The organism is Acinetobacter sp. SAAs474, from assembly GCF_032823475.1.
Taxonomy (GTDB): Bacteria; Pseudomonadota; Gammaproteobacteria; order Pseudomonadales; family Moraxellaceae; genus Acinetobacter.
In genome coordinates this window covers 3233562-3245996 of the sequence record NZ_CP127915.1, presented here as the reverse complement: position 1 = coordinate 3245996, position 12435 = coordinate 3233562, and the positions used below count along the sequence as shown (strand labels likewise).

The window sequence follows — 12435 nt, the reverse complement described above, 5'->3', positions numbered from 1 at the left end:
ACAGTTGAAATTTTATTAAAGATTGACTGCAGAAATTTGATCCGATGCAAGATATTGTTGTTGTTCTAGATGGATTAAACGATCAATGACTTTACGAGCCTGAACACCACCAGCATCAATATTGAGCATTAATAACTTTCGATCAGGATGTCGAAGTAAGTTTTGTTGTTGTTGCTCTAACATATCTAAATCTTCTGAGAAAATTTTTCCTTGGCCTTCTTTAATTTGAGCTGTTAATTCAGCATTATCCGCTTGGAAATGACGTGCCATTCCCCAGAAGTACCAGTGGGATGTTTCTGTTTCTGGTGTAATAAAATCAACAACAATAGATGAGACTTTTTTATCTTCTGGCGCGTGGTAACCTCCATAGCCCACATGTGCAACACCAACTTCAATATGGACATTGCTAGGTGCATGAAAATGACAAATTTGCCAACGATCTATGGGAACATCGGCTGCAAGATGATTCCCTTGAAGTGCCATTTGCCAAAATGGGGGAGCATAAATATTTTCCATATGACGCTCTGTGATCACATGATCCTCTTTAACACGTGTCGTCGGTACGGCTTCATCAATTTCTTTTTGACCAATACTGTTTGCATGAACATAGGTTTCATGAGTTAAATCCATGAGATTATCGATCATTAAGCGATAGTCACAATTGATATGAAATAAACCACCACCATACGCCCATTGTTTATTTTCGGCCCATTCAAGTACAGGTAAATCCGCTTCAGTTGCAACATGCTGTTCACCTGGCCATACCCAAATAAAACCGTATTTTTCAATGACACGGTAACTTTTATTACATGGGAAGCCTCGGACACGTTGTCCGGGCATCGAGACTGTTTTTCCGTCACACCCCATCACAAGTCCATGATAGCCACAAACTAAATTGCCATCTTCAATAAAACCTAAAGATAAAGGTGCACCTCGGTGTGGACAAAAGTCTTCAACAGCATAAACTTTATTCTCTTTACCACGATAAAATACGATTTTTTCACCACAGATTTGGCGACCTAAAGGTTTGTCTATGACTTCTTCTGAACGAGCTGCTACATACCAAGCATTTTTGATAAACATTGATTGATCTCCGTATCAATTGGATCCAATTTATGAGTTTTTAAACCATTAGTCAACTAAATTTTGATCTAATCATTAATTTATGGATCCATTTAAAGTTGGAAATAATCAAATATTTTTAAGATTGTATGCATGAGACTGCTATTGTGATATCACTGTTGTAAAGAAATAGCTTAGTTCAGTCAGCCAAATTTAAATAGCGCACAGTTTAGATGCAGTCTTAAATATTATTTTTTACCGTACGCTTATTACACGCGATCAAATACGATTAAGACATGATTTTTATAAAAGATTAACATACGATTCTTTGTGACTGATGATGTTTGATCGCATTGGATTCTAACGAACTGCTACATTGTAACAGGGTACTTAAGTTACATATAACTGAGTATGATATTGGGGGGATTGAATAAAAATAATGCAATGGTATTGTAATAAAATGAAAAAGATATTTGATTTAATCACAGGAATTTTTTATGGCTTTCGTTTATATGTATAATTCATCAATAGGTTATAGACTCATGATAATTTAAGTGAGTAACAAATTTAATTTAATAAATTCACACGATCATGTCTTATAAATTATATAATTTTTAAAAAAATTAAAGTACTAATTTAAACTGAATCATAGTCTAATTCTATAGGATGGGTATTCTATTAATTTGATATTTTTTACAAATAGTACAGAACACTGTTACAACGAGAGACCAACAAGGAGTAATGATGAAACAAGAAGTAAAAGAAGCGCTTATTTTTGAACTTACTAAAGCTAAAGTAGCTAGACAACATATGGATAATCCAACCAAGTCCAATATTACTGATGCTGAATTTTGGATTGAAAGTTATTTAGCAGCTGAAAAAGAAATTGAAGAGACTATAAATCGACTTAATGCTAAAAATTAATGATAAGTAGGTCAACTTTGATGGACAACATCTGCTATACCAGCCGTTACTCGTGATGCGATCAGTATGCATTAAGCTGCTACATATTTGGCATTATCGTGGTGTTATTCAGGTCCTGAATTGATGAATTATAAATTTGTACGTTGGCTAACTTAATATGGTATAGGTATTGAATATATTTAATTTGCAAAGCCACGGCAGAATGCGGATATTGAACGCTATAATCGAAAAATACCTTATCGCTGATTGAGTAAATATCTCTTTGACTTATTGGAAGAAGTAGAAAATTATGCAATAAATTGCTTGTGGTACTCTAACCATTCAGCAATATACGAGATACGAAGTTAACTCAGGAAGGTGACTGCGAATGGCTGCTTTGGCTATTTATGGGTCGATGATGATATGAATAAAGAAAAAATTGAGGAATCTCGTATGCAATGGATAGAAGCAGTAACCTTGACTGGGAATAACGTCATGTTAAAACCACTCAATGAAGCACATCAGCTGGAGTTAAGTGAAGCAGTTCAAGACGGTGAGTTATGGAAATTATGGTATACATCTATCCCTAATCCAGCAAATATGCAAGTAGAAATTCATCGACGACTTAACCTACAGCAGCAAGGCGTAATGTTGCCTTTTACTGTATTTGATCGTCATAGTGGTCGTGTATTAGGCATGACCAGTTTTATGAATATTGATGCAGCAAATCGTCGTTTAGAAATTGGTTCAACATGGTATCGTCAGTCCGTACAACGTAGTGTAGTCAACACTGAAGCCAAAAGATTATTACTTGGTTATGCCTTTGAGTTTTTAAACTGTATTGCGGTTGAATTTAGGACATCATCATTTAATTTTAAAAGCCGAGCTGCTATTGAACGCTTGGGAGCAAAGTTGGATGGGGTATTAAGAAGTCATCAAATTGTTAAAGAGGATATTTTAAGGGATACTTATGTTTATAGTATTTTGAAAAGCGAGTGGCCGGCAGTAAGACAGCACTTAGATTTTATACTAGATCAATCTACACAGCAAAATTAATGTTATCATTTATAATCTAGACCTTATAATTAATATTAGATGCGATTAAAACTGAAGAATATTTCAATTTATTTTCACTCTATTCAAAAGAAACGAATAGTTACGGCTTCGGCATTGATTTTAGGTATATCCAGCAATATACAAACTCTAAGTGCGTGTATGCCCCATTCACCAAATGAAGTATTTATTGCACGTCTAGATTTAATTGAATCAGATCGAGACGCTACACAATTTTATTTTTCGTTCATTTATTGCGCGGTTTAAATACGCGAAGCCTAGTCATTGGAGATCTAATTTCAATATTAAAATGTTCAGGAAAAATGATTTGGTTATTGGGCTCGCATATACCCCAGATGGGGCTAAACCCAAGGACTATCAGATCAGTTCACTTGGATTATTGCAGTGCAATAACAATATTCTATCAATATCTAAACCTGTAGCTGATTTTTTAAGCTGGGATAGAGAAAAAGGGTATTGTACCTATCGTAATCATGCCTTGTTAAATGGCTTTTTAGATCATGATCAGGCATATTACCTGCATAAATTACAAGTTCGATATCCGACCTGTCATCAGCTTTATGCATCATTTCCTGTAAAGGGCATTTAACAGAATAGAGATCAAATATTCAATGGTATTCATAAAAAGTAAATGGTTAAAAATATTACTTGTTTATATCAGTTGTTCAGTAGGCTGGATAGCATTTAATATGGCTTATAATACGACAGATTTAAATAATTTACGCCAGTTAAATAACGCTTCTCTTATGACTTTAAAAGTTGTGTGGTACGTCATTTTATATATACTTTCATATTGGTGTTTGCAGCCATTTAAGTTTTTACAAAAAACAAGATGGGTGATTTCTTTGGCTTTTGCTATAGTTTTATATTTTTTATGTGGTCTAACTGTACTCATTTCACACAGCATAATGGGCTATCACTATTGAGCTTAAGATGGACATAAATTATCTCTTCTCTAAGGTGGTATAAGGCTGACTTTAAGCTAAATTATCGAGGTAATTTCATTTTTAGATCATGATACAGATAATTATAATCTTCAATCTGAATAGATAAATCTCTCATCACTGTTGCTGCATCAGACACATTATTTAAATAGATATAATTCCGGTTAAATACATTAAGCTGACAAATAACTTTTTAAACTTAACAATAATCATTATTATTACGATTTATTTTAATGGATATTTTCATGCGCCAATTAAATCTTTATTTATGTTTAATGATGATGATGCCAAGCAATCTTATATATGCTGCAGGGCAAATCGAATCAAACAGTGATTTAACTCAAACCAATAAAAATGAATCAGCTACAAAACTACCAGCGATGATCATTACTGCGACAAGAACAGCAACAAATATTTCTGAAATAGCGGGAACTGTTCAAACCATCAATCAATCACAGATTCAACAACAAGCAATTGCTGGACGAAAAACGGCAGATATATTGGCGCAATTAATACCGTCATTAGCACCCAGTAGCGGTACGATGAGTAATTATGGACAAACAATGCGTGGTCGTAACGTCTTAGTTTTAATAGATGGTGTTCCACAAACAGGTTCACGAGATGTTTCAAGACAATTCAATAGTATTAGTCCGAGTCTCATTGAGCGTGTCGAAGTCATTTCTGGTGCTACAAGTATTTATGGATCTGGTGCAACAGGCGGTATTATTAATATTATTACAAAAAGACCGAATATAGATCAGGCTCTAAGCTTTGCAACAAAAGTTGGTCTTACTTCTGCAAATAATTTTACAGCAGATGGATTAGCTTATGAAGTGGAGCAGAATATTTCATTTAAGAAAGGTGATGTTGATGGATTTTTAGGTGCAGATTATACCCGCAGAGGTGCTCAATTTGATGGAAATGATAATCGTATTCCTCTAAGTCCATGGCAAGGAAGTATGATGGACACCGATACAATTGATTTCATTGGTCGATTGAATTATCAAATAACAGATCATCAATCTTTAAGTTTTGGTGCTCAATATTATAAAGATAAGCAAGATACAGATTATGGGCCAGATTATTCTTATTTACCTAAGACAGCGACGAGTAATGATGGAAAAGAACCAAGTTATAACGCTATAAAAGGACTAAAACTCAGTGATCCGTTATTTACAGAGCGCTATGCGTTTAATACACAATATCAAAATCAAGATTTTTTAGGCCAGATTCTAAATGTAGAAGCTTATTATCGAAAAGAAAAGTCAAGATTTTTTCCATATGGACTAAGTACACAAGCAGTTAAACAAGTAAATCAATCACAATCTAATATTGAAGTGATTGGAATACGCTCAACTATACAGTCTGATTTAAATATACAAGATAAAGAGCTTAAACTTACATATGGTCTAGATTACGATGTGGAAAAAGACAAACAATTTGTCGATATTTTATCTACGGAGTATCCTTATCTCGTTTATAACAATACTGGAACAACAAAAGGCTATGGACCAGATACAAAAATTCAAAATTTAGGTACTTTTATACAAGCGGATTATGCGCTTACAGATTATGTAAACATTCAAGTTGGTATGCGTTATCAATATATTAAAGCCAATACAGAAGCGTATATTCCAACACGTGAAACCGAGTATGTTGCTGCTGGATCAACACATGCAGATAAAGCGCTGTTTAATTTAGGTGCAGTCTATCAACTTACCGATATACAACAAATTTATGCAAACTTCTCTCAGGGATTTAGTTTTCCTGATGTACAACGCATGTTGCGTGATGTTTCAACTTATCAAGTGTCAACAGCAAATTTACAGCCTATTACCGTGAATAGTTATGAGTTAGGATGGCGCTTAGATCAAGGTAATGGCTTAAATCTAGGCTTAACAGGGTTTTATAATACTTCAGATAAAACAGTTCAATTTAATAACCGTGCTGCAAGAGTCGTTGATACTGATCAGCGTGTTTATGGTGCTGAAGCAACAATAAATTATCCTATTTTAGATCAATATAATATAGGTGGTTCATTGAGTTATACCCGTGGTCAATATAAAGATGCTGCAAATGAATGGCATGAATTAAATGCATTTTCTGTATCGCCAATCAAAGGGACGTTGTTTGCAGAATGGAATAATAATGAAGGCTATGGTTTACGTATGCAAATGCAAGCCATAAAGGGTACAAATAAGGCATATAATGATGATCGTGAACTCTCTGAACGCGCCAACATAAGTACCAATACTGAATTTAAAAATGCAGTTAAAAATGATGGAAATAGCGCTGCCAAAATAAAAGGTTATGCCACTATGGATCTATTAGGACATGCACCATTAGGGAATGGTCGTCTAGATTTTGGTATTTTTAATCTTTGGGGATTAGAATATAAAACTGTATTTGCCCAGCAAGCAGCTGTAACAAATGCCAATCCTCTTTTATCTATTGCGGCTGAAGGGCGTACCTATGGTTTAAGTTATACAATAAAATATTGATTTTAATAACTTAATAATCGAATAAAATGATAATTTTAGATAAGCTAAGTTGCATAGATGATCACCATAGAATTAGATATTCTGATCTAATTTTATGGGTATTTGATCTAAAGTGTATTATATTAATTTTATTAAAATTAATGAGCTATATGAATGAAAGTCAGAAAATTGATAAAATAGGATTATGACAGCTGGTTAAGCCTTTGGATGGGGTATCAGGATTTTTATAAAGTCAGCTTAACATCAGAACTTTCTAAATTAACATTTCATCGTCTAATTGATGAAAGTGAGGAAATGGGCTGTTTTGTCCTTGAGGTTGATCATCGGTTAATTGGTTTAGTATACTATATTTTTCATCGTAGTACTTGGACAGAAGGTCATTATTGCTATCTGCAAGACTTATTTATAGAAACAGATAAACGTACCAGAGGTTATGGAAAGAGCCTGATAGAAGCCGTGTATGCTGAAGCCCATAAGAAAAAATGTTCTCGAGTTTATTGGTTGACTCAAGAGACAAATTATCAAGCAAGAATTCTCTATGATCAAGTCGCGGTCAATACTGGTTTTATTCAATATCGAAAAAATCTACTTTAAAAATATAGCCTTAAATGTCTGTATCGTATTAACTTTAGAAAAAGTGGAGATAAGTCTATAGTTTTATCTTTATCGATTGATATCGCTATGTGGTGAAATGTCGTTAAATATGGATAATTAAATTTTCTCTAAAACCATTTTTCCCTTGTTCTTGTGGATAGCCTAAAGGATTAATAATTAATCTGCATCCATCTATGACTGTATCAATAGCGGTATGTGTATGTCCTGCAATCCACAGTTTAAATCCAGTGATATCTAAATCATTAATAAAGTATGGATTAAGTGCAGATGCAATTGGATGATGTCCCCAGTATGGATCAAGGCAGGCTAAATGAGGTGGAAAGTGGCTGATGACAATAACATTTTCTTGATCTTTAAATTGCATGATATTCTGATAATACCGTTGAAATAATAGAATGTAATCATCCGCTGTTATCGTGCGGTTACTGGCCCCTATCATAATTCTTTCAAAATCATAGATAGATTGTTCTGCATCTTTTTTAAATTGTAAAAGTTTGTCGGGGGTAGTGAGAGGAGCGTTTGAGCGAAAATTCGTAAATAATGTACCACCCACAAATATTTTATCTGCTATTTTGATATGATTATCATCTAAAAGGGCATTTTGAGGATAATTTTCTCTTAAAAAATTGATAACAAAATCATAATGAGCGCCATAGTAATCATGATTGCCCAAAACAAAAATAAAATTTTTGTTCAATTTTTGACAATATTCAGCAAATTCAATTGCTCCAGCGAAGTGGTTAGAGAAATCTCCAGCATGAATAATAAGATCAGCATCGTCAGATAATTGATATTTTGAATTATGTGTATCAGATAAAATTTGTAGTTTCAATTGGCCCTCCTGATATGGATCGAAAAAAAGATCATCTAGAAAAAATTTTGTTGAAGTGCTAAAGGCATAACATGTAGAGCTTATAGAGAAGCTTTTAATCTGGTGATCTGTTCAATCCATCTGGCAATTTGAGGTATGGTATTACTGCTAAAGTGAAGCGCAATATTTTTACATCCTCTAGCGCTATTTTCTATTGGTCTTTTTGCATTTAAGACAGCAATATAGCATCTAAAGTTATTTTTATGGTCTTTGGATATGTTTATCATTAAAGTCTTTATGTCATAAATGATTACATTTTTTAATGATATATTTTGCCTATATGTAGCGATATTGTGTCTTTTATATCATATATTTGATTAATTAATGATACCAAGTGTAATTTTTATACTATTTAAAATTAATTTTGTATGATTTATAGTCAATAGTTTAGATCTACTAAATGATAATAATATGAAAAGTAGAAATAGATTTATTTCTCAGCTTGCCTTTGGAGCTGGGGTTTTTATGATATTGACTTTATTAAACGCCAGAAAATTTGATCCAGCAGTGGATGGGCTCATTCGTAATCAACAACGACAAGCAGAACTTAAAAAAATTACTCAGCCACAACGTGATGTCTTGTTAGATCAAACACAAAATCAATCACAACTTAGACTTCAAGATCTTAAAGATCAACATTGTTTTCCTATTCATCAAGTCCAATTAAATGGTGAGATGAATGCTTATTTTGAAAAATATCTCAAGCAGGCCTTAAAAGAATTAGCGTTTAGTGATGGCATCTGTATGGGCGAGCAGCGCATTAATTTGCTCATGAGTCAGACCCAAAACATCATTATTGGTCAGGGCTATACCACTACACGAATTTTAGTGGCACCGCAAAATTTAAGTTCTGGCATTTTAAAATTAACCGTGATTCCGGGTTTATTGGGAGAAATCAAAATTGATCAACAGGATGATCAAAATACCCATGCTGGACGGATTCAATATGCCAAGAATATTTTTCCATTAAAAACGGGTGATGTACTGAATCTTCGTGCTTTAGAACAAGGTTTAGAAAATTTAAAGCGTGTACCCACTGTTGAGGCAGATATCGAAATTGTGCCAGCCTCTGCACCAAATCAAAGTAATGTTATCGTGAAATGGAAACAACGTACCATACCGGTTCGCGTGACTTTGAGTGTTGATGATGCAGGGAGTCATCAAACAGGGAAATATCAAGGTAATGTGACTTTATCTTTAGATAACCCATTATTTCGTAGTGATTTATTTTATGTAACTTTCGGACAAAACCTTGCCGATCAGCAATCAATTACCGATCAAAATGGAACAACGGTAGACAGTGGTAGCAATAACTATGCGATTCATTATTCAATTCCTTATAAAAATTGGTTGGTCAGTGCCAATGTGAGTCGCTATCAATATGATCAGGCCGTTGCTGCTGCAAACAACGTTTATGACTACAATGGCTTAAGTCATAACCAAGACTTATCTCTCACACGACTGCTCTATCGTGATGCCAGTAAAAAAACTACAGCAACATTAAAAGGTTGGCATCGGACGTCTAAGAGTTTTATCGATGATGCTGAATTAACGGTACAACGACGAGATGTCGCTGGCTGGCAACTAGATTTTAATCATCGTCAGTATATTCAAGCAGCGGTTTTAGATTTAGGCCTAGGATATCGACGCGGTACAGGAGCATTTGGTGCTTTAAGCGCTATTGAAGAAGCTTTCGATGAAGGAACATCGCGTATGAAGATTTGGACAGTTGATGCCAGTCTACAAGTCCCATTTCGCTTAGATCAGCAGAATTTCAGTTATTCCAGCAGTTTTCATGGCCAATATAATCAGACACCTTTGAGTGTACAAGATCGAATTTCAATTGGTGGACGCTATACGGTGCGTGGTTTTGATGGTGATTTAACTTTATCCGCTGATCGTGGCTTTTACTGGCGTAATGATTTAGCGACTTCTCTTTTCCCATCACATCAATTCTATATGGCACTCGATGCAGGGCATGTGGACGGTCAATCTGCACAGTGGTTGTTGGGTAAAACCCTTGTGGGTGGTGCAATGGGACTGCGTGGTCAATTTAAAGTGGGGGGTACCTTCTACTATGACGCCTTTATTGGAAAGCCGCTTAAGAAACCAGAGTATTTTCAAAACTTTGATCTGAATTATGGCTTTAGTGCGAGCTACTCATTTTAAGGAGTAATTGTGATGAATATTGGAAATATTAGCTTAATTGCTCCATCTCACTATCCTTCTGAACATTGGAGTGAAGCTGAGGTTTTAGGCTCATTTATGTGGTTATGGCAATACGTACCGAATTTAAAGGATGCACCTTTAAGCTATTTGATGACACGAGTCGTTCCATTTTTACAGCATCGGCAGTTTGCAGTGTTCATTGAAAATAATCGTGTTGTTGGATATGTCAGTTGGGCATTTTTGAATGCTGAGACTGAAAAAAAGTACATTAAAAATCAAGGCTTGCCTATGCCTGTATATGAGTGGAACAGTGGTGATCGCTTATGGATTATTGATTGGTTTGCTCCGTTTGGGCATAGCAAGATGATGAGCAAGATTGTCGTAGGCGAGCTGTTTCCATTAGCTTGTATGAGCTCTTTATACCATCGTGGTAAAAAAACAGGTTTGAAAGTAAAGCGTTTCAAAGGAAATCAAGTCGCTTTGAAAGACTTTCAGCAGTGGCAAAACCTTTTGTTAACGAACAATAAATTTTAATTTAAAAAAATACTCACTTTATTGAATTGAGAAAGTGAATCTCCTTATAGGCAAAACAAAATGAATAAGCACTTTTATAAAACGATTTTTAGTAAAGCTCGTGGTGAAATGATTGCGGTTGCAGAGCATGTATCTGCTGCGGGACAAAGTACAACACAAAATAATAAAACAATTGAGCTTGAAACTACGGTTATTACGTCTAAAAAGAATTTGGGTCTAAAAGTTTTATCTTTCTCTTTAATGCTGATCACAGGAACAGCCTTGATCAGTAGCGCAGTTGAAACGGCACAGGCCAATGTGATTGCTGATCCAAATGCTGCGGGGAATCAACGTCCAACTGTTTTAAGCAGTGCCAATGGCACTACACAGGTGAATATTCAGACGCCAACCCAAGCTGGCGTATCAATGAATCACTATCAACAATTTGATGTCAATCAACAAGGGGTAATTCTGAATAACAGTCGTCAGAACACCAATACGCAATTAGGAGGCTATATTCAAGCCAATCCATGGCTTGCCGGTGGCGAAGCCAAAGTGATTGTTAATCAGGTTAACAGCAGTAATCCCAGCCATTTAAATGGTTATATTGAGGTCGGTGGACGTAAGGCGGATGTGATTATTGCCAATCAAGCAGGGATTAATGTCGATGGTGGTGGTTTTATCAATACGGGTGGTGTAACGCTCTCTAGCGGTAATCCACGATTGAATAATGGCCAAGTGACAGGATTTCAAATTCGTGATGGGCTGATTAATATCACTGGACAAGGTTTAGATACCAGTAAAACCGACTATACCCAAATTTTAAGCCGAGCAGCCTCTATTAATGCAGGGATTTGGGCGAATGAACTTACGGTAGTGACTGGACAGAATGATATTGCAGGAACGGCACAAATAGGAAGCGTTCAGGCGACTGCGACATCGACAGGTACAGCACCACAAGTTGCGATTGATACCAGTAACCTAGGAGGGATGTATGCCGGTAAGATCAGTTTAATCAGTACTGAGAAAGGCGTCGGGATTAACAATGCGGGGCAAGTATTTGCTTCAGCGGGTAATATTAAAATTAGTGCCAATGGGGAAGTGCTGAATAGTGGTGCGGTGGTGGCACAAGATAAAACCACACCGAATCAAGCCACATTAGAGATTAAAGGCACAGATTTAAATAACAGCGGCACATTTTCCAGCTTAGGTCAGCAAAGCATTCAAACTGAGAATATTAAAAATACAGGCTTAATTACCACCTCTGCAGAATTAAATATTCGTAATAGCAATCGTATTCAAAACTCAGGTGACCTCAATGCTGGACGGGTGGATATAGAAACAACCAGCTTAAAAAATCAAAGTGGCAACATTATTCAAACCGGCTTACAAGATTTGACGATAGAAGCCAATACCTTAAGTAATAGTCAAAATGGCTTAATTGGTTATACGGAAGTCGATACCAGTGGTGGAACAAGTTCTGGGTCGAATACTGGCAATACTGGAAGTGTTAGTACGGGTTCAGGAAATTCAGTACCAACGACAGCAGCTGGTGGCGGTCGTACCAGTTCAGCCAATACATCGATTGCAACCAGCTTTGCTCAAGGCAGTATTCAAGCTAATCAGATTGAAAATGATGCGGGAAAAATCACGGCCAATGGTGGGATTAGTTTAAATCTTGATAAGGGATTAGATAATCAGAATGCTCAACTTAATTTGAATACTTTGAATGTCAGTGGAGAGCAATTTAATAATATTAAGGGCGATATTTATACCCAAAACA

The 12435-nt window shown here is 35.5% G+C and carries 9 protein-coding genes and 1 pseudogene; 8 read left to right on the top strand and 2 right to left on the bottom strand.

The features are described 5' to 3' along the window. Positions 1-15: 15 nt before the first annotated feature. Positions 16-1083: an aromatic ring-hydroxylating dioxygenase subunit alpha gene (locus QSG86_RS16185; protein ID WP_317032429.1), complete on the bottom strand. Its 1068-nt coding sequence runs from the start codon at positions 1081-1083 to the stop codon at positions 16-18. 723 nt (positions 1084-1806) lie between these two features. Between QSG86_RS16185 and QSG86_RS16180 the strand changes: the two genes are divergently transcribed. The 5 genes from QSG86_RS16180 to QSG86_RS16155 all read left to right on the top strand — a co-directional run bounded on the left by QSG86_RS16180 (position 1807) and on the right by QSG86_RS16155 (position 7078). Then, complete coding sequence (locus QSG86_RS16180; RefSeq protein ID WP_317033355.1) at positions 1807-1986, top strand: hypothetical protein; 180 nt, start codon at positions 1807-1809, stop codon at positions 1984-1986. A gap of 432 nt (positions 1987-2418) precedes the next feature. After that, entirely contained in the window at positions 2419-3021 is a 603-nt protein-coding gene (locus tag QSG86_RS16170; RefSeq protein WP_317032623.1) for a GNAT family protein, read from the top strand. 325 nt (positions 3022-3346) lie between these two features. Continuing rightward, the gene (locus QSG86_RS16165) at positions 3347-3628 is read left to right on the top strand and encodes a hypothetical protein (RefSeq protein WP_317032427.1); all 282 of its coding nucleotides are present in this window, start codon (positions 3347-3349) and stop codon (positions 3626-3628) included. A 600-nt stretch (positions 3629-4228) separates the two neighbouring features. Beyond that, positions 4229-6484, top strand: coding sequence for a TonB-dependent receptor (locus QSG86_RS16160; protein ID WP_410487486.1), 2256 nt, complete (start codon positions 4229-4231; stop codon positions 6482-6484). 207 nt (positions 6485-6691) lie between these two features. Beyond that, positions 6692-7078 carry a GNAT family N-acetyltransferase gene (locus QSG86_RS16155; protein WP_317032426.1) on the top strand — a complete coding sequence of 129 codons (387 nt, stop codon included), beginning with the start codon at positions 6692-6694 and terminating at the stop codon, positions 7076-7078. 103 nt (positions 7079-7181) lie between these two features. On the opposite strand, the gene QSG86_RS16150 is transcribed toward QSG86_RS16155, so the two are convergent. After that, positions 7182-7931, bottom strand: a complete 750-nt coding sequence (locus QSG86_RS16150; protein ID WP_317032425.1) for a metallophosphoesterase — start codon at positions 7929-7931, stop codon at positions 7182-7184. A 450-nt stretch (positions 7932-8381) separates the two neighbouring features. Here QSG86_RS16150 and QSG86_RS16145 point away from each other — a divergent pair, with 450 nt between their 5' ends. From QSG86_RS16145 to QSG86_RS16715, 3 genes and pseudogenes are all read left to right on the top strand, one after another. Further along, positions 8382-10139 carry a ShlB/FhaC/HecB family hemolysin secretion/activation protein gene (locus tag QSG86_RS16145; RefSeq protein ID WP_317032424.1) on the top strand — a complete coding sequence of 586 codons (1758 nt, stop codon included), beginning with the start codon at positions 8382-8384 and terminating at the stop codon, positions 10137-10139. Between the two features lie 12 nt (positions 10140-10151). Beyond that, entirely contained in the window at positions 10152-10673 is a 522-nt protein-coding gene (locus QSG86_RS16140; protein ID WP_317032423.1) for a toxin-activating lysine-acyltransferase, read from the top strand. A 60-nt stretch (positions 10674-10733) separates the two neighbouring features. Beyond that, a pseudogene (locus QSG86_RS16715) lies at positions 10734-11696 on the top strand (filamentous hemagglutinin N-terminal domain-containing protein); the annotation flags it as partial. Between the last annotated feature and the right edge of the window lie 739 nt (positions 11697-12435).